A 19,253-nucleotide genomic window follows, 5' to 3' on the forward strand; every position below is an offset into this window, starting at 1 on the left:
CCCTCAGCCTAATCAGCCGTCGAAGACCTAGAGGATGGGCTGCGTTCCCAGAATGTCAACCACGAACACGAGCGTCTCATCTTGCAATTCGTGGCCTTCCGACTCGCCGTAGCCGAACTCCGGCGGAATCACGACGAGCACCTGAGAACCAACAGTCTGTCCCTCCAGCGCCTGCTGGAACCCCGCAACAACGCCCGTGGTCTGGAACGATGCGGGTGTGCCGCTCTCCCAGCTGGAGTCAAAGACAGATCCGTCAGACCACTTCACACCGGTGTAGTGAACGAGCACGGTGTCGCCCTCGGCGACGACCGCACCGTCGCCGAGTTTGAGGGTTTCGATCTCTACCTCGGTCGGAGCATCAGCATCGGGCACCGTGATGGCTGGCGCGCCGTCTTCAGCGAGCTCAACGGTCGGCATGCCGTCTACCGGGTCCTGAGGCTCGCCCCAGGCAGCGCCGGGCGCGACGTCGATGAGATCGATGATGTAGGCCTCGGCAGTCGTTGTGCCGTCGTCTGCGGCCGGGAATGCGGCGACAACGCGGGTTCCCGGCGTTGCGCAGCCGAGCAGTTGACCGAGGGGGTTGTCAGCAGAAATCTGCTGGGGCAATGCGGCAGTGTCGTAGCCGAATGCACCCAGGCTTTCGCCAGTCTCGGCGTCAAATGCTGAGAGCGCGTATACGACGAGGTCGCCGTCAGAAACGGGATCGCCTGACCCTTCCTCGACGACCGACCTCTGCAGTTCGTCCACCTCGAGGGGGGTATCGAACACCAGAGTCGACTCTTCACCAACCTCGCCTTCGACAACGAGCGCGTCGGTGGCAGACCCCGAAGATACTGCGGCACTGCACAAATCAGTTGCGGTATCGGTCGAAGTCGACGCGTCGGTCTCTGCGTCGGTGGTCGATGTACATCCGGCGAGCAGCACAATAGAAAGTGCGGCAACAGACGCGGCGGCGAACGGGCGAATACGCACGAATAAACCTCATAGTCAATTGGGGGTGAAACCTCATTCTCTCGCACGTTTCTATCTCTCGGCTGAATACATACGTGCCGTAATAGGAATGAAATCGCATGTAGCCTCGATGGGTGACTCCTGACTCTTCTGCCGCGGCCGAGAATTCGGGTGCATCGTCGGCCCCCGAAGAGCCGGTCATCGCACCCAAACCTGAAGAATCAGGCGACACCGATGTGGAAGTAACGCGCATGGGCGCGACGTACGCCATGGGCCGAATGGTGATCACGCCGTTGGCTCGACTTATCTACCGACCGCGTATCGAAGGTCGCGGTCACGTTCCGAAGTCGGGTCCGGTTATTTTCGCCAGCAATCACCTGTCGTTCATCGACTCGATCGCCATTCCCGTGGCGGCGCCACGGCCGGTGCATTTTCTTGCTAAATCGAGCTACTTTGAGGGGCCCGGTTTCAAAGGTTGGGTGTCGAACCAGTTCTTCAGCGCGATCGGTGCGATCCCGGTGCAGCGAGGAGCAGGAAAAGCCGCCCTGGACGCCCTCGACCAGCAGCGCCGCCTGCTCGATCAAGACCGCGCGGTGGCGCTGTATCCCGAGGGCACCCGTTCTCTCGACGGTCGTTTGTACAAGGGGCGCACCGGTGTTGCCTTTCTTGCTCTGCAGACGGGCGCGCCCGTCGTTCCCGTCGGCCTGGTAGGCACTGATCTTGTGATGCCCGTCGGCGCGAAGATGCCCTCGGTCAAGCACCGCATCACCGTCCGGTTCGGCGAACCGCTCGAGCTTGCTCACCATGGTCCGCCAACGTCGGGTCGCGCCCGCCGCCTGGCAACCGATGACATCATGGCCGCCATCCACTCGCTGTCAGGCCAGGAGCTCGCCAACGCCTACAACGAGGCTCCCGCGCACACACCGATCGAGAGAATCAGACAGGTTCTTCCCCACGAACGGCGATAGTCGCCTCATGGCGGACGGGGAAATTCACCGAATTCGCAATGAAACACCATTCGTTGGCTTGCGCGTGGGCGGCGGCGGCAGCATCCCTCATCGACTCCGATTCAATCGTGACGTGAGGATGCAAGACGACTTCACGAAACGCCCCTCCTCCGCGGCCATCCTCGGCGAGGACTGCGGTTGCGTTGTCTTCGTAACCCACCACCACCACCCCGCTCTTCACGCAGGCATGAAGGTACGAGAGCAGATGGCATTCGCTGAGAGCCGAAAGCAATAGGTCCTCGGGGTTCCACTTGGTCGCATCGCCCCGAAACGGCTTGTCAGCCGATGCCAGCAACTCAGGTTTGCCAGACACCGAGAGAGTAACTGCTCGGTCGTAGTCGCGATACCCGGATGTACCCGAGCCGCGGTCACCCGTCCAGGTGGTTCGGACGGAGTATCGATGCTCACCCAACATGGTGCACAGTCTGTCATGACACAGCAGGGGCCTGCGGCGGTAGGCTAGCGGGGTGCCGCAGACTCTCGCCGTAGCCGATGCTGTGGAACTCGCCGTCGTCGAACGAAGCGGGTTCATCGAGTCCCGACATGCGGGCGCAGCCATCGTGCTCGCACCCGACGGGACGATCATTCACAAGCTCGGTGACCCCACCGCACTAGTACTGCCGCGCTCGAGCATGAAACCGCTACAGGCTCTCGCCTGCCTGGCCGCGGGAGCACCACTCGAGGGCGAACGTCTCGGCTTAGCAACTGCCAGTCACGCCGGGACGGATCGTCATGTCGCTGTTGTTCGCGAGATTCTCGGTTCGGCGGGATTGGGCGAGAACGACCTCGGCTGCCCGGCGGCGTGGCCGGGTGATCGGGCAACGCGCGACACGATGGTGCGCGAGCACAGCGACAAATCATCGATTCGTATGAACTGCTCGGGCAAGCACGCCGCAATGCTGCTGGCTTGCGCGACAAACGGCTGGGATACCGCGAGCTATCTTGAGCTTGATCACCCCCTACAGGCGCATATTCGCGAAGTGGTCGAACGACTCGTTGGCGAGAAGGCCGCAGCCACTGCCATCGATGGGTGCGGCGCACCGGTGTATGCCACCACGCTTTTCGGTCTAGCGCGGGCGATACACCGCCTCGGCAATTCCGCTGTCACGTCGCCGTTTGCATTGCACCGCAGTGCTGGAGCTCTTGTTCAGGCCGTACGGCAGAATCCCTGGACCATCCAGGGCCCTGGCTTGCCCGACACCATCGCCACCGAACGGCTGGGAGTTTTCACCAAACACGGAGCCGAGGGCGTCATGGTGATGGTGGCGCCCGACGGGTCGACCGTGGCTGCGAAGATCCTCGACGGCAATGGCCGCGCTGCGACCGCGGTCGCGCTGCGCCTGCTCGAGCGCGCCGGCGCTCTGGACAAGTCAGCCGTTGATGACACCATCGCGCACCTTTCGCTGTCGATTGCCGGCGGCGGCCAAGATGTCGGGGCCATCCGCCCCGCCTTTTAGACACGCTCCCCACAGGGAGCCGGCGCTCCAACGGCGGAGCGGAACGGATCGGGCCATGAGAATCAGTGTTCCTACAGAGGTCAAGAACAACGAGTACCGGGTGGCGCTCACGCCCGCAGGTGTTCACGACCTGGCTGTCGCCGGCCACGAGGTGTTCGTGCAACGCGGTGCTGGTGCGGGCTCGTCAATGCCAGACGCCGAGTACGAGGCGGCCGGAGCGACGTTGCTCGATGACGCCGCCGAAGTGTGGAATCACGCCGAGCTGCTGCTGAAAGTCAAGGAGCCGATAGCGAGCGAGTACGGCCACTTTCGCGACGACCTGGTGCTGTTCACCTACTTGCACCTTGCGGCCGATCGCCCCCTCACCGAGAGTCTTTCCCAGTCGGGCATTACTGCGATCGCCTACGAGACAGTGCAGGCCGCGAGCGGTGGGCTACCCCTGCTCGCTCCGATGAGCGAGGTTGCTGGCCGGCTGGCACCGATGGTCGGGGCCGCCACGCTGTTGCGATCCGCGGGCGGACTAGGTCTGCTGATGTCTGGGGTTCCCGGAACCAGACCCGCAACCGTGACGATCATCGGTGGCGGGGTTGCTGGCGCCAATGCCGCAGTAGTGGCCGTAGGGATGGGAGCGGATGTAACAGTCTTTGACACCAACCTGCACCGGTTGCGCTACTTAGACGACCACTTTCGGGGCCGGGTGAAGACTGCAGCATCCAACCCCTTGGATCTTGACCGTGCCGTGACCGCTTCGGATCTCGTCGTGGGCTCAGTGCTCATCCCGGGCGCAAAAGCTCCCAAGCTTGTGACCAACGATATGGTTTCGCGAATGCGGCCGGGGTCAGTTCTGGTCGACATCGCCGTCGATCAGGGGGGGATGCTTCGCCGACACGCGCCCGACAACACACGCCGAGCCTACGTTCATGGTGCACTCAAGCGTGTTCTATTGCGTGGCTAACATGCCCGGCGCAGTTCCCAACACTTCGACGTCGGCGCTCACCAACGCCACGTTGCCGTATATCCGTCAGCTCGCTGGTCGAGGCCCCAAAGAGGCATTGCGAGCCGATTCAGGCCTTGCTGCCGGGCTGAATACCTGTGGTGGAACAGTTGTGAACGCAGGAGTCGCCGCTGCCCACGACATGCCGCTCGGTTCGTTGGACGATGCTCTGGCCTAGCCGCTCTCGCTGATCTACTCGGGCACGAGCACCTCGGTGTCTGCGTTGAGGCTCTCGCCCCGGAAGAATGGCTTGGAGCTGGAAAACATAAACCACACCAGCATGAGCACAACGCCGAAGGCAAGCGACCCAACCCCCAGAACGAAGGTTCCGCCTACACCGAAGAGCACGGTGTAGCCGTAGTCGACATCGAACATATCGATCGCGGATTGTACGAACGCCAGCGTGAGCATCAAAGCGCCGAGCAGTGGCAGCAGACCTTTGTAGACAAAGTTGCGACCGGAGCGCAAGAGCTCTCGCCGGAAGAACCATACGCTGGCATAGCCGGTGATCGCGTAGTAGAAGGCGATTGCGAGGCCGAGCGACAGGATCGAGTCTTGCAAGATGTTGTCGCTGATGAGCGTCATGCCGATGTAGTAGAGGCTCGCGACGATGCCCATCACGAGGGTCGAAAACGATGGGGTCTTGTAGCGCGGGTGCACCGTCATGAACCGCTTCGGCAACGCCCGATAGGCGGCCATCGACAGGGTGCCGCGTGCGGTCGGAAGGATGGTCGTCTGCGTTGAAGAAACTGCGGAGATCATGACCGCAACCAGCAGCACCCAGCCGAAGGGTCCCAGGAGCCCATCTTTGATCGCAAGGAAGAAGTCATCAGCGATCGCCTCATTGCCCAGGCCTGTGGCGTCGTCGCCGAGGCCCGCGTACATCATCGCGGCGACTGTCACACCCACGTACGTGAACAGCAGAATTACCGTGGTCAACAGCGCCGCCCGCCCCGGAATGCGCTTGGGGTCTTTGGTCTCTTCGTTGAGAGCGAGACAGGTATCCCAGCCCCAGTAGATGAAGAGCGCGAGAAGCACAGCCTCGGTAAATGCGCTCCAGTCGGTGAAGCCCAGCGGGTTGAACCACTCCCAGCTGAAAGCCGTCGGGTTGGGCGCGGACCCGGTGAAGTATTGCCACAACGCCGCAATCACGAAGATCGCCAGCGCCAGGTACTGGATGCCGAGCAGGATGTTCTGGATGCGCTCGCCGATCTCGACCCCTCGCCAGCTCACCCACGTCATCGAAGCGATGAAGACCACCCCGGTCGCGGTGACGAGTGGCACGTTCTCTGCCAGAGAGCCATCACCGAACAGTGACCAGAAATAGATACCCGCAATCTGTGCGAGGTTCGCGAGCACCACCATTCCCGCAACGGCAACACCCCAGCCGCCCATCCAGCCCACCCATGGGCCGAATGCCTTCGTCCCCCACGTGAACGTCGTTCCGCAGTCTGGCACGGCGTTGTTGAGCTCGCGGTATGCGAATGCAATAAACAGCATCGGGATGAACGCAAGCACAAACGCGATGGGTGCCTGAGCACCCACGGCCAACACGACCCAGCCCAGTGTTGCCACCAGCGAATAGACCGGCGCGGTTGACGCGAGACCGATTACCGTCGACCCCCACAGACCGAGCGTGCCGGTTGCAAGACCCTTGCCCTGCGGGTGATCCAGATTGATTGGGGATGTAGCCACAACCTGACGTTATGGGTGCGCTGGTCGCTGGTCAATAGTCGGCAGAGTGATTCGCTGAGGATCACCCCCCGACGCCGTCAACCACGCACGCGCGCGGCCCGGTTCAACGTAGGGCGGAAGCGCTCGCCACCCGGTCAGCACGCGAAACTCAGCGGCGCACGACGCGTCGATCACAAGGTCGTGATCGCCGCGGATCTGCGACAGCATGCGCCAGTGCCGTTGCCACTCGTCGGGTTCACCAGCAACGACGACACGGGCGTCTGCGGTGACTTCGGGGTGGGCGACGTAGTCGTCGAGCGAGGCCACTCGAACTCCTACCGACTGCCAGTGCGAGATGGCATCCCGAGCTGCAGGTGAACGGCGCGCAACATAGCCCGTCAGATTGGCAGTTGGCATCCATGCCTGCTTCAGTGTTGGGATCGGGGCGGTGGACGGCTCGGGGACAGTCGCGATTTGAACCATGACGCCGCCGACGCGTCCACGTCCTGCCGGAGCATCGGGCGCATAGTGTTCGGGAGATCCGCCCGCAGCCAGATGATCAGCCCGCGATGGCAGCGGTAGCAGAATGCGCCGTGGAAAGAGTTCAGCGATGCGCGCCACCGACCCTAGTAGACGGTGAGCCGACGCGGCCACAAGAATGCCGCGGGCGCCGGCCGTGCGCACCAGCTCTTCGATGCACTCAAGCGCGGCATGCGCGTACTCGGCGCCGAAGCGAGTGGGAACCAAGTCGAGGTCATCGATCAGTATCACCGTGCCGGGCTCGATGCGCTGCTCGACAAGAGCGGCTAGCGCATCCCACGCGGACTCTGGATCGTTCGGGATTCGAATCAGTTGTCCCTCGACCTGCGCAGCAATCACCTCAAGCGCGTTGGTCTTGCCGCTTCCGGCGCCGCCGATCATGAGGATGGCTCTGTCTGTGACATCGAGTGTCATGGGTCGTTGACGCTGGCGTTCAGGCTCGTCGAGCAGACCGAGCGTGATCGCTGCGCTCGCGCCACCATGCAGCAGCTCTGCCAAGCTGAGCTGAGCGGGAAGCGCGGGAAGCCAGGGACGTCGCGGAAGCGCGGCAGTGACATCACGCGCGAGCGCGATATCGCTAGGCTGCGACAGCGCGATCCTTGCCTTGCGTGGGCGAGAATCAGACGCGCGGCGAATCAACGCAATTCCTCGACCCTCGACACCACCGGGCAGCATGGCAGCGTCTTCGACACCGATGAGCGCGCGACTGTCAGCTCCGTCCGTCACTCTCAAGCTGATCCGCAACGGGCAGTTGGCAAGCAGGCTGTCGCGCACCACTCCAGCCGCACGTTGAGTGCCCAAGATGAGATGCACCCCCAGTGCACGGCCACGTGCGGCGACATCCGTGAACACAGCATGCAACTCTGGATGATCCCCTAGCAGCGCAGCGAACTCATCGACCACCACCACCAATCGCGGCAGCGTCACGCGAGGGTCAAGAATGTCTCGCGCACCGACGCTGGCGATCGCGGCCTCACGCCAGCGCACTTCTGCGCGCAGACTTTGAATGGCCCGTCTTGCGCCCGCACCGTCAAGGTCGGTGATGACGCCTGTGACGTGTGGCACTCCCTCAAGGCAGTCAAACGCCGTGCCGCCTTTGAAGTCGGCGAGGAGAAAGTTGACCTCTGCCGTCGAACGCTTAGAGCACAGCGCGAGTATCCAGGTGATGAGCAGTTCGCTCTTGCCAGACCCTGTCACCCCCGCGACAACCGCATGCGGACCGTCTGAAACCAGATCGACGACAGCCGCTTCGCCAGCGTCCGCACCGATTGCCACCGCCAAGCCGCTCGACGTTATGGCCGGAGGCAAAGCCGGGAGGGCATGCAGAAACAGCGGCGTTTCGTCTCTCGAGAAGCCCCATGCACCGGCAGCGCGGTGATTGAGCATGCTGGCGATCGTTTGCGCCTGTTCCAGCGCGATGCCCTCCGGCTCTATTGCGAACCTCTCCCCCGCCAGATCGAGATGCGCGCGGGAGAGCGTCTCAAGCTCCAGCACTGCGGCGCACCTCGGTGGCAACGGCTCCCCGGGGAGTGAGCGCGCCAGCACAATCTCAGCTTCGGTGGGCGGTTGCTCGCCAGGGCCGATGAGCGCAAGCGCCATGCCGCTCGTCGACCTGCGATGAGGCAGTTCGGCTGCCCACTCAAGGTCTCCTCGCAACGGTCCCACGATTCGCAGCTCACCCGGCGGCAGGGCCGCGCACAGCTGAATCGCCCATGCGCGCTGCACTGCACTGGCGAGTACAGGTGGACCGACCGCTACCGCGCCGCCACTTGCCTGCACCACAAGAGGCGACTGAGTGATCCACGCGGCTTCGGTGCGCAAGCGTGCGGAGAGCGGGTCACCCTCTCCCCCGCTGACGCGAAGACCGCTGGGCACACGGGCCGCGCCCAGCACGAGTGCATCGTCTCGCCCCGCCGCTGCCCGCCAAATCTCAGCGTCGCGTTGCATCAGCAACGCAACATCGGGGTGCCGTGCCCAGAGCTTCGCACGCTCGCGTGCCTGCCACCTGGTGACGGTCTCTGCCACGCGTTCGCGTTGTTGCGCGGCATCGATTTCCGCCTGGCGACGCGCGCGGCGCGCGGCGCGCTTGCCATCGATCATTGATCCGACAGCGATGAGCGGGCCGAGCAATGCGAACCACAACATCATCGGTGATCCCGTGACGAGCCAGAGCACGATGGCTCCCATGAGCGGAACGACTGAAGCCACCACCGGGATCGGCGGACGCGTCGGCGCGGCCCACTTCGCTGGCAGCCTCAGCGCGTCTTCGTCGATGATCTCGTGTCCGACCGGCTCGCGAGCCACATGATCGGAGGCTTCGCCCCTCGGCGTTGCCCCTCGAGACAGGTGACGAGGCACTCGAGCGATCGGTTCAGCGAGAAAGGTGTTCGGCACTCCTTGAGTTCAGCGCACAAAGCCACCCGCTATCGGTGCCGCAGTCGCCATGTGTTGGCGTGCGCTGTTCTCGCTTCTGTGGAGGAGCCGATGCGCTCAGTCGTCGCTGGCCGCTCGGGAACGCTCGTCTGCGACATCGAGCACAATGACAGTCACGTTGTCGCGACCGCCATTTTCGAGAGCAGCGGCCAGCATCGCGCGCACCGCTTCAGCAGGATCAGCATTCTCTTCGAGAAAATGCCGGATTCCGTAGTCGGTGAGTTCTTTGGTCAAACCGTCAGAGCAGATGACGAAGCGGTCACCGTCGATGACGTCAAGGCGCACATAGTCGGGCGTCGTACCTTCCGTCGGGCCAACCGCTCGTGTAATGACGTTGCCATAGGGATGGCTCTCAGCTTCTTCGGGGCTAAGTCGCCCTGCCGCGATCAGCTCTTGAACGACCGAATGATCGGTGGTGATCTGCACGATGGCTCCGTCGCGAAACAGGTACACGCGCGAGTCACCGATGTTCATCGTCACCCAATGAGGCTCGGTGCCGCTGGTATCGAGATACACGCCGGTGAGCGTCGTTCCCGTTCCCTCGTCAGTGGTCTCAGGGTGCGAAGCTATGTCTTTGACCGCGAGCGCGAGCGCCTTGTCGATGACCTTCGGCGTAATCTTCGCGCCTCCGGCGATGGCTTGCATCCGAGTGACCGTGCTCGCGCTGGCGATCTCTCCGCCGATGTGGCCGCCCATACCGTCGGCGACGATGAAGAGCGGATACTCCGCAAAGAACGCGTCTTGATTGATCTCGCGACGGCGACCGGTGTCAGTGACGCCAGCCCAGTTCAACTGCAACTGGCCATCAGGAGTGCTCACCGTCGCAGAATGGGCGGATACCTCGGGCACGCCGTGTCCTCCCAATAGACTCACTCACGCCAGACCGTTCAGCCTGCCGTGTCCTCACATACTAGTAGCTCGACGGTCGAGACCATCATCGCCGTCCACTGGCGACGCGCCGGTCACACCCGCAATCACTTCGATCGCGTCCGTTTCAGGTTCTTCTTCCATCGGCGCTTCGAACTGTGCGTTGTACAGACTCCAATACGCACCGTGGGCGCGCAACAGCTGATCATGGTTTCCCTGCTCGACAATCGCGCCTTCCTCCATCACCAAGATGAGGTCAGCGTCACGGATCGTCGAGAGCCGGTGCGCGATCACGAACGCGGTGCGGTCGGCGCGAAGCCTCGACATGGCACGTTGGATGAGCAGCTCGGTGCGGGTATCGACCGAGCTGGTCGCTTCATCGAGAATCAAAATGCGCGGATCTGCCAGGAACGCGCGCGCGATGGTGATCAGCTGCCGCTCGCCCACGCTGAGGTTGGTTGCATCGTCGTCCAGCACCGTCTCGTAGCCATCTGGCAGCGCGTGCACGAATCGGTCAACGTAGGCAGCGGTTGCGGCCTCGACGATGTCAGCTTCTGACGCGCCCGGCCGCCCATAGGCGATGTTCTCGCGGATCGTGCCCGAGAACAGCCAGGTGTCTTGTAAGACCATGCCGGTACGCGCACGGAGATCATCGCGCGTCATCGTCTGGATGTCGACGCCGTCAAGGCTGATTCGTCCGCTGTCGGCATCGTAGAAACGCATGATGAGGTTCACAAGGGTGGTTTTTCCTGCCCCGGTCGGGCCGACGATTGCTACTGTGCTTCCCGGCTGCGCTTTCAGGCTGAGCCCGTCAATCAGCGGCTTGTCTGCCGAGTACCGGAACGAAACGTTCTCGAACTCCAGGTGGCTCGCGTCAGCGGGCGCAGTCTCGGCGGGATCAGCATCCATCGTCTGCTCCGGCTCATCGAGAAGCTCGAACACCCGTTCGGCGCTCGCCACACCCGACTGCAACAGGTTTGCCATCGAGCCGAGCTGGCTGAGGGGCTGCGTGAACTGACGCGAGTACTGAATGAACGCTTGAACGTCACCGATCGAGATAATTCCGGCAGCCACCTGCAGCCCGCCGACGACGGCAATGGCGACGTACACCAGGTTCCCGATGAACATCATGGCGGGCATGATGATGCCCGAGATGAACTGTGCGCCGAAACTGGCGCGGTAGAGCTCTTCGTTCTCTTCTCGGAACGCCGCTTCAGCTTCTTGCTGGTGACCGAAGACCTTGACGATCGCGTGCCCGGAATAGGTTTCTTCAACCCGCGCGTTCAACGCTCCCGTGCTTTTCCACTGCGCGACGAACAGCTTCTGCGAACGCCGGGCGACGAGCACCGTGATGAGAATCGTCAGCGGAATGGTCACCAGCGCGATCACTGCCAAGAGCGGCGAAATGATGAACATCATCACGAGCACGCCGACGACAGTGAGCAGCGAGATCACCACCTGCGACACCGTCTGTTGCATGGTTTGGCCGATGTTGTCGACGTCGTTTGTGACACGGCTCAAGAGGTCGCCGCGTTGCACTCGATCGAAATACGACAACGGCAAGCGCTGCACCTTGTCTTCGACCTGCAGGCGCAGGCGATGCATAGCGCGTTGCACGATGCCGTTGAGCATGCGCGCTTGCAGCCAGCCGAAAAGGGCCGAAAACAGATAGATCCCTAACACGACGATGAGAATGCCGGCGAGCTTGTCGAAGTCGATGCCGGCCCCCGGCGTGAAGTCCATCGCCGAGAGCATGTCAGCCTGCTCTTGTTGCCCAGCGGCGACGAGACCCTCCACAACCTGCTCTTGGGTCGCATCAGCAGGCACCTGCAGAGAGACGAAACCAGCGAAGACGATGTTGGTGCCTTCGCCGAGCATCTTTGGGCCGAGCACTGACAGTCCCACTGACAGGACGGCGAAGATCAGCACCACAACCAGCCTGGGCGTGTCTGTGCGCAGCGTGCCGAGCAGCCGCTTCGCGCTCGGACCGAAGTTCTGAGCCTTGACTACCGGTGCGGTGTTTCCGCCTGGCCCCCGAGGCCCGGGCCCCGGACGTGACGGGCCGCTCATGCTGCTGCCTCCGCTGCCAACTGGGACTCCACGATCTCTCGATACGTCTCACACGAGGCTAAGAGCTCATCGTGTGTGCCTATTCCGACCATTCGCCCGTGATCAAGCACGACGATCTGGTCGGCTTGTTGCACCGTCGAAACCCGCTGCGCAACAACCAGTCGTGTCGCGCCTGGCAGCTTCTCGTCGAGGGCTCGTCGCAGAGCGGCATCGGTCCTGAGGTCGAGCGCCGAAAAGGAGTCATCGAAGATATAGATCGGAGGGTTCTTCACCAGTGCGCGTGCAATCGCCAAGCGCTGCCGCTGTCCACCAGACACGTTAGATCCGCCCTGGGCGATCGGGGCTTGCAGTCCGTCAGCCAGCGCCTCGACGAACTCGCGTCCCTGCGCGATATCGAGCGCTCGCCACAGCTCCTCGTCGGTCGCACCAGGGTCGCCGTAACGAAGGTTGTCGGCAACCGTGCCGGTGAAGAGGAAAGCACGTTGCTGCACCAGGCCGACGCGGCGCCAAAGTTCGTCGGGGTCATACGCGCGAACATCGAGGCCATCGACCGTCACCGCGCCCGCAGTTGCGTCAAACAAGCGAGGCACGAGGCCGATGAGCGTGGTCTTACCCGCACCCGTCGAGCCGATAATGGCTGTCGTCGTGCCCGGCTCCACTGTGAAAGTGAGGTCTTTGAGCACTGCGTCTTCGGCGCCAGGGTAAGAGAAATCAACGTTCTCGAACTGGACGCGGCCCGAGATGGGAGGGGGTGTGGATGCTGACGCTGGCGCTGCCACCGAAGGTACGGTGTCGAGCACCTCACCGATGCGAGTCGCGCTCACCGCCGCGCGGGGAATCATCACAAACATGAACGTCGCCATCATGACGCCCATGAGGATCTGCATGAGGTAGGTGAGAAACGCGAAGAGCGTGCCAATCTCGACGCCGCTGTTTTGCACCTGGTAGGCACCGAACCAGATCACAGCCACGCTCGAGAGATTCATCACCAGCATGACAGCGGGAAACATGATCGCCATCAGGTTGCCCGCCCGTAGCGCTGTGTCTTTCACATCATCGCTGGCTTTGGCGAAGCGCACCCGCTCTTCACGTTCACGCACGAACGCGCGCACCACCCGCATGCCGGTGAGCTGCTCGCGCATGATCTGGTTAACCCGGTCAATGCGCTTCTGCATCTGGGTAAAGGCAGGCACCATCCGCCACACGATAAGACTGACGATCACCAAGAGAACCGGTATCGATACGACCATCAGCCAAGAAAGTACGGCGTCTTGCCGGACAGCCATGATCACGCCGCCAATGGCCAGCATTGGCGCAGAAATCATCAGGGTCGCAGAAACCTGCACGAGCATCTGCACCTGGTAGACATCGTTCGTGTTCCGAGTGATCAGCGAGGGTGGCCCGAACTGTCCCACTTCACGCTGCGAAAAGGCGACTACGCGATGAAAGAGATCGCTCCGAAGATCGCGCCCGATGCCCATAGCCAACCGCGACCCGAAGTAGACCGCGATGATCGCACAAATGATCTGCACAAAGCTGATCATCAACATCACGCCGCCGGTTGACCAGATGTAGGGGATGTTGCCCACGACCACACCGTTGTCGATGATGTCGGCGTTCAGCGTGGGCAAAAGCAGCGAAGCGATCGATTGCGCGAGCTGGAAGATCACAACTGCAACGATCAGCAGCCACGCAGGGCGCAGGTAGAGTCCGAGAAGTTTGCCGAGCACGGCGGTCCTTTCTGGAGCGTGGCCTCAAATCGCTCACGCGACGCTCACCGACAGATACGCTACCGCCTGAATTGGAGAGGCAGGGCGGTGCGGGGCGTCGGCCGTGAGCGATGTCACAGGCCGAACCAGCTATGCCTTCGCGCCAGGGTCGTCCGGCAACGGGAACAACGCGTCGATCGCGTCGATCTGATCGCTGGTGGGCGTCCAGGCGGTGGCCGCTGCGGCGTTCGAACGCACCTGTTCGGGGCTCGTGGCGCCGGCGATCACACTGGAGATGGCTGGCTGCGCCAGCATCCACCCGTAGGTTGCCTCGAGCATGGTGATGCCCCAGTCCTCACAGAGCGCCTGATACTGCTCGAGCGCATCCCACGGAGCGTCTTGCCAGATGTGGGGACGTTGCCTCGCGATGCGAGAATCCTCGGGTGCGTGATCGCGACTAAATTTGCCTGTCAGCAGCCCGTTGTGCAGCGGAAAGTACGGGAACAATCCCACCTCAAAACGGGTAGCAGCGGGAATCACCTCACGCTCGGCAGCGCGCGCGAGAAGACTGTAGTGGTTCTGTGCGGAAACAAACGGCACCGTCGATCGCTGCAACGCTGCGTAGTGGGCCTCCGCAATCTGCCATCCCGACATATTCGAGTGGCCGATATAGCGAACCTTGCCCTCGCGCACGAGATCGCTCAGAGCGTCAAGCGTCTCTTCGATGGGCGTCTCGGGATCGGGCGTGTGAAGCTGGTACAAATCGATCCAGTCGGTTTGCAACCGTGACAGCGACCCGTCAACGGCCCGTCGGATGTAGCTGCGCGAGGCTTTAGCGCCCGAAGGCGGATACCCCATGTCGCGGCCAAAGTGACCGAACTTGGTCGCCAACGTCACCTCGTCGCGGCGTTCTTTCAATGCCTCTCCCATCAACGACTCCGAAAGTCCGGGGTCTTTGCCGTACATATCGGCGGTGTCGAGAAAAGTGACGCCGGCGTCTATGGCCGCAAAAAGCACATCACGAGTGCCTTGCAGTGACTCTGACCGAGTGCCTGGCCGTCCAAAGTTGTTGCAGCCGAGACCGACAGCCGAGACCTGAAGACCGGAAGCGCCGACACGACGCAAGGGAACTGAGTTGCTCATGTCTCCACGCTATCTCTCCGCGTCACGCATGAAGCCCCTCACCAAATGGCGAGGGGCTTCAGTTAAGATGTCAGGCCTTGGGCGGTTCCGGGGCCGCGGGCGGCTCGGGCGCTGCCGGCGGCTCAGGAGCCGCTGCGGGCGGAGGCGTCGGGGCTGCGGGCGGAGGCGTCGGAGCGGCTGCGGGCGGTGCGGCAGGAGCTGCGGGCGGCTGGTACACCGGCGGCGCTGCGGGCGGGGTGTTGCCAGCGGCGGGCGGATATGCGCCGGGAGTCGTCGTCGGATTGGGCGGGAAGCCACCGGCGGGCGTTTGGCTGGGCACTGCCTCCCACACCGTCTTGTCGGAGAGGAATCCGTTGCCCGCCCACGGGGCTGCGGGAATTGCGGTGTTCCAGCGCGACTTGTCGAAAGCGTTGATGCCGTACCAGACGATGCTCAAGAAGAAGTAAAGAATCAACCACACTGCTTCCTTCTGCAACTTCAGTCCTACGCGCCAAGCCGCGAGCAGAGTCACCAAGAAGCCGGCCAGGCCGAAGAGCGGACCGATCACAGGAATCCAGCTCAGGAAGATCGCCGCACCAGCAGCGATCAGGATCAGCCAAGGGCTGAGGTCACCCAACTTGCTGAAGATCATGGTGTTGTATACCGGCACCCATGCGCGCCACTTGCCCTTCACCCCCGCCTTTTCGAAGATCTTCATCAGGAAGATCGAAAAGATGATGTAGCCAGCGAGTGCGACGATCAGCAGAAACGGTATAAGAACCAGGTAGAACGCCAGCAGTCCGCTGGCGCCGTCGTAGTCATAGTAAGTGGTGTTCACGGTGAAGCGCTCCCCATGGATTGTTCGAGCCCGAAGCCCAATACGAATCAGACCCTTTCGGCCCGCGTGCTTCATGCTAGCGACTCACAGCCTTTGCCAAAAGACATTCCCGAAGAATGACGCTTTGGGCGTCAAACGATCAACAGCACCTCGTTGCCGTTGGACACCCGCATCTGCACGCCCGCAGACTCCGCCCAGCGCATGAACCCCGTCAGCGTTGAAACTCGCGGACGAGAGGTTGCCAACAAACGGACGAGGGCTCCTTTCGCATGTTTGTTGAAGTGGTTCAGGGCGCGAACTTCTCCCTCAGCGGTATGACTCACAACGCGCACGTAGACAGAGGGCACCGTCGCAGGCACCGGACCGAGAGCCACGTATGCCTCCGACCGCATATCCAGCACAAAACGGGGTCCGTCCTGGGAAATTGCCGCTGAGACTGCCTCGGCCCAGACGCGCTTGAGTGATGGTATCCCTGGCAACGATGCCGCGGCACCTAGTCGGTACGAGGGGATCGTCTCGAGGGCGCCGATGGGCCCGAAAGGAGCGGAGTGAATGCGAACGTGAGCCCCGAGCCAGCGACGCGAAACGCCGTCAAGCGTGGAAGCATCGAGCGCATCGAACAGCACACCGGTATAGCGATCAACGGCGGGCATCGTCAGCGACTCTCGCAACTGTGCGTTGACGGCCACCTCGACGATCTGCTTGGGGCCCAGTTTCAGCACTCGTGCCGCTCGGCGAGGGTCATCTGAGAGCGCAACGAGCGATTCAATCACCGCTTCGCGTTGCGAAGTGAGTGACGAGTATGACAACCGCGTCAAATCGAGCGGCTGTTTTGATCCGCCCGGCCGTTTCGTTTCGGAAGGCGGTAACAGGATCAGCATGCAGGTATCTTCCTGAGACGCAGAACGGCCAGCCCGAAGGGGCTGGCCGTTCTGAAATGACTAATCGCTAGGAGATCAGTGACGCGTTGCCGGCGACGATGGTGAGCTCGTTGCCCTCCATCGACACGAAGCCGTCTTGAGCATTGGCGATGATCTTCTCACCCGACAGCTGCGTGATGCGCACCTGTCCTTCAGCGAGGATCGCCAACATCGGCTCGTGACCGGGCATAAGACCGATCTCGCCGACGACCGTCTTGGCGACGACAAGCGAAGCTTCTCCGGTCCAGACCTCTGCGTCAGCGGAGACCAGGCTTACGTGGAGCGGCATGTCAGCCGTTCTCCTTCTGGATCTTCGCCCACTGCTCTTCAACGTCGCTGATACCACCAACGTTGAAGAACGCCTGCTCGGCGACGTGGTCGAAGTCACCCTTGACGATCGCGTCGAACGACTCGATAGTTTCCTTCACCGAGACCGTGGAGCCTTCGACGCCGGTGAACTTCTTCGCCATGTAGGTGTTCTGCGAAAGGAACTGCTGAATGCGGCGCGCACGCGAAACGACGATCTTGTCTTCTTCAGAGAGCTCGTCAACACCGAGGATCGCGATGATCTCCTGGAGTTCCTTGTTCTTCTGCAGAATCTGCTTCACAGCGGTTGCCACACGGTAGTGGTCAGCACCGATGTAACGCGGGTCCAAGATTCGGCTGGTCGAGGTGAGCGGGTCAACCGCGGGGTACAGACCCTTTGACGCAATCTCTCGCGAAAGCTCGGTCGTCGCGTCAAGGTGCGCGAACGTGGTTGCAGGAGCCGGGTCGGTGTAGTCATCGGCAGGCACATAGATCGCCTGCAGCGAGGTGATCGAGTGGCCGCGCGTCGACGTGATGCGCTCCTGAAGCACACCCATCTCATCAGCGAGGTTGGGCTGGTAGCCCACGGCCGAAGGCATGCGGCCAAGCAACGTCGAAACTTCAGAACCGGCCTGCGTGAAGCGGAAGATGTTGTCGATGAACAACAGCACGTCTTGCTTCTGCACGTCGCGGAAGTACTCGGCCATGGTCAGCGCCGACAGGGCGACGCGCAAACGCGTTCCCGGCGGCTCATCCATCTGTCCGAACACAAGCGCCGTCTTCTCGAAAACGCCCGCTTCTTCCATTTCTACGATGAGGTCGTTGCCCTCGCGAGTACGCTCTCCCACACCTGCGAACACCGACACGCCACCGTGGTCCTGCGCGACGCGCTGAATCATCTCCTGGATGAGCACAGTCTTTCCAACACCTGCACCACCGAACAGACCGATCTTTCCACCGAGCACGTACGGCGTCAGCAGGTCGATCACCTTGATGCCGGTTTCGAACATCTCGGTCTTCGACTCGAGCTGGTCGAAGCTCGGGGCCTTGCGGTGGATTCCCCAGCGCTCGGTGATCTCGATCTCTTCGCCGGGCGCTGCGTTGAGCACCTCGCCGATCACGTTGAACACCTTGCCCTTGGTGACATCGCCAACGGGCACCGTGATGGGGCCGCCGGTGTCGCGCACTTCCTGGCCGCGAACAACCCCATCGGTGGGCTTCAGCGAGATGGCGCGCACGAGATCATCACCGAGGTGCTGAGCAACTTCGAGCGTGATCTCGTTCGACTCGCCATCAATAGTGATGGTGGTCTTGAGCGCGTTGTAGATCTCGGGGATCGAGTCGTGCGGGAACTCGATGTCGACGACGGGTCCGGTCACGCGGGCAACACGCCCGACGCCCGTAGACACGGTCTTCTCTTCGGTGAGGCTCATGGCTTCTTCTCTTTCGTCTTTCTACTTGCCCGATGCCAGAGCGTCGGCGCCGCCGACGATCTCGGCGATCTGCTGCGTGATCTCGGCCTGACGCGCGTTGTTGCGCAGGCGGGTGTAGTCGGTGATGAGCTTGTCGGCGTTATCTGAGGCTGACTTCATCGCCTTCTGAGTTGCCGCGTGCTTTGCTGCGGACGACTGTAGGAGTGCGTTGAAGACACGGCTCTGGATGTACACCGGCAAGAGTGCGTCTAGAACGGTTTCGGCTTCCGGCTCGAACTCATAGAGCGGGTATACCTGTGCGGTTGCTTGTTCGTCTGATTCGACGACTTCGAGTGGCAGCAACCGAACTGTCTCGGGTGACTGCGTCATCATGCTGACAAAGCGGTTGTACACGAGGTTGATCTCGTCTACGCCACCGTCAACACCACCGCGATCGTAGGAGTCAAGCAGTACCGCTGCAATCTCCTCCGCTGTGGAGAAGTGCGGAGTGTCAGTGTCGCCCGTCCATTCAGCCGCGCTTGCGATGCGACGGAACTGGAAGTAACCGACAGCCTTGCGACCCACGAGGTAGAACACCGGCTCTTTGCCTTGCTCCCGAAGCAGCTCGGCGAGTTGCAATCCCTCCCGCAGAATCTGCGAGTTGAACGCGCCCGCGAGTCCACGGTCCGACGTGAAGATCACGACGGCAGAACGCAGAATTGTCTCGCGTTCGTGTGTAAGCGGGTGATCGGTGTTCGAATGCGTCGCCACGGCGGAAACGGCCCGCGTCACTGCTCGCGCAAAAGGTGATGATGCGCGCACGCGCGCCATCGCCTTCTGAATGCGCGAAGCAGCAATCAGCTCCATCGCCTTCGTGATCTTCTTGGTCGTCTGAGCAGAAGTGATCTTCTGCTTGTAGACCCGGAGTTGTGCGCCCATTGTCTCAGTCCGGT

At 62.1% G+C, this 19,253-nt stretch carries 15 protein-coding genes and 1 pseudogene; 3 read left to right on the forward strand and 13 right to left on the reverse strand.

Going from position 1 to position 19,253, the window contains the following annotated elements; genetic code table 11:
- Positions 1-27 precede the first annotated feature (27 nt).
- Positions 28-972 carry an FKBP-type peptidyl-prolyl cis-trans isomerase gene (locus tag AB0O81_RS02990; RefSeq protein ID WP_363581100.1) on the reverse strand — a complete coding sequence of 315 codons (945 nt, stop codon included), beginning with the start codon at positions 970-972 and terminating at the stop codon, positions 28-30.
- A gap of 230 nt (positions 973-1,202) precedes the next feature.
- Between AB0O81_RS02990 and AB0O81_RS02995 the strand changes: the two genes are divergently transcribed.
- Complete coding sequence (locus AB0O81_RS02995; protein WP_363581753.1) at positions 1,203-1,919, forward strand: lysophospholipid acyltransferase family protein; 717 nt, start codon at positions 1,203-1,205, stop codon at positions 1,917-1,919.
- On the opposite strand, the gene AB0O81_RS03000 is transcribed toward AB0O81_RS02995, so the two are convergent.
- Positions 1,888-2,373, reverse strand: coding sequence for an OsmC family protein (locus tag AB0O81_RS03000; RefSeq protein WP_363581102.1), 486 nt, complete (start codon positions 2,371-2,373; stop codon positions 1,888-1,890). The two genes, AB0O81_RS02995 and AB0O81_RS03000, sit on opposite strands and share 32 nt — an antisense overlap.
- 52 nt (positions 2,374-2,425) lie before the next feature.
- Between AB0O81_RS03000 and AB0O81_RS03005 the strand changes: the two genes are divergently transcribed.
- Positions 2,426-3,415, forward strand: coding sequence for an asparaginase (locus tag AB0O81_RS03005; RefSeq protein WP_363581104.1), 990 nt, complete (start codon positions 2,426-2,428; stop codon positions 3,413-3,415).
- Positions 3,416-3,470: 55 nt separating this feature from the next.
- Positions 3,471-4,587 (forward strand): annotated as a pseudogene (gene ald, locus AB0O81_RS03010) (alanine dehydrogenase).
- A gap of 14 nt (positions 4,588-4,601) precedes the next feature.
- Here ald and AB0O81_RS03015 read toward each other — a convergent pair.
- The 11 genes from AB0O81_RS03015 to AB0O81_RS03065 form a co-directional block, all read right to left on the reverse strand.
- Positions 4,602-6,104 carry an APC family permease gene (locus tag AB0O81_RS03015; RefSeq protein ID WP_363581106.1) on the reverse strand — a complete coding sequence of 501 codons (1,503 nt, stop codon included), beginning with the start codon at positions 6,102-6,104 and terminating at the stop codon, positions 4,602-4,604.
- A 9-nt stretch (positions 6,105-6,113) separates the two neighbouring features.
- Entirely contained in the window at positions 6,114-9,017 is a 2,904-nt protein-coding gene (locus AB0O81_RS03020) for an FtsK/SpoIIIE domain-containing protein (protein ID WP_363581108.1), read from the reverse strand.
- 96 nt (positions 9,018-9,113) lie between these two features.
- The gene (locus AB0O81_RS03025; protein ID WP_363581110.1) at positions 9,114-9,905 is read right to left on the reverse strand and encodes a protein phosphatase 2C domain-containing protein; all 792 of its coding nucleotides are present in this window, start codon (positions 9,903-9,905) and stop codon (positions 9,114-9,116) included.
- A gap of 54 nt (positions 9,906-9,959) precedes the next feature.
- Positions 9,960-11,993: an ABC transporter ATP-binding protein gene (locus AB0O81_RS03030; RefSeq protein ID WP_363581112.1), complete on the reverse strand. Its 2,034-nt coding sequence runs from the start codon at positions 11,991-11,993 to the stop codon at positions 9,960-9,962.
- Positions 11,990-13,723 carry an ABC transporter ATP-binding protein gene (locus AB0O81_RS03035; protein ID WP_363581114.1) on the reverse strand — a complete coding sequence of 578 codons (1,734 nt, stop codon included), beginning with the start codon at positions 13,721-13,723 and terminating at the stop codon, positions 11,990-11,992. Before AB0O81_RS03035 ends, AB0O81_RS03030 begins: the two co-directional genes overlap by 4 nt.
- A gap of 129 nt (positions 13,724-13,852) precedes the next feature.
- Positions 13,853-14,845 carry an aldo/keto reductase gene (locus tag AB0O81_RS03040; protein WP_363581116.1) on the reverse strand — a complete coding sequence of 331 codons (993 nt, stop codon included), beginning with the start codon at positions 14,843-14,845 and terminating at the stop codon, positions 13,853-13,855.
- Positions 14,846-14,915: 70 nt separating this feature from the next.
- Positions 14,916-15,662, reverse strand: coding sequence for a large exoprotein (locus tag AB0O81_RS03045; RefSeq protein ID WP_363581118.1), 747 nt, complete (start codon positions 15,660-15,662; stop codon positions 14,916-14,918).
- A gap of 131 nt (positions 15,663-15,793) precedes the next feature.
- Positions 15,794-16,543 carry a peroxide stress protein YaaA gene (yaaA, locus tag AB0O81_RS03050; RefSeq protein ID WP_363581120.1) on the reverse strand — a complete coding sequence of 250 codons (750 nt, stop codon included), beginning with the start codon at positions 16,541-16,543 and terminating at the stop codon, positions 15,794-15,796.
- 67 nt (positions 16,544-16,610) lie between these two features.
- Positions 16,611-16,871, reverse strand: coding sequence for a F0F1 ATP synthase subunit epsilon (locus AB0O81_RS03055; protein ID WP_363581122.1), 261 nt, complete (start codon positions 16,869-16,871; stop codon positions 16,611-16,613).
- 1 nt (position 16,872) lies between these two features.
- Positions 16,873-18,321: a F0F1 ATP synthase subunit beta gene (atpD, locus tag AB0O81_RS03060; RefSeq protein WP_363581124.1), complete on the reverse strand. Its 1,449-nt coding sequence runs from the start codon at positions 18,319-18,321 to the stop codon at positions 16,873-16,875.
- A gap of 21 nt (positions 18,322-18,342) precedes the next feature.
- Positions 18,343-19,239, reverse strand: a complete 897-nt coding sequence (locus tag AB0O81_RS03065; RefSeq protein WP_363581126.1) for a F0F1 ATP synthase subunit gamma — start codon at positions 19,237-19,239, stop codon at positions 18,343-18,345.
- Between the last annotated feature and the right edge of the window lie 14 nt (positions 19,240-19,253).

The organism is Microbacterium sp. NPDC076911 (assembly GCF_040687125.1).
Classification (GTDB): domain Bacteria; phylum Actinomycetota; class Actinomycetes; order Actinomycetales; family Microbacteriaceae; genus Microbacterium.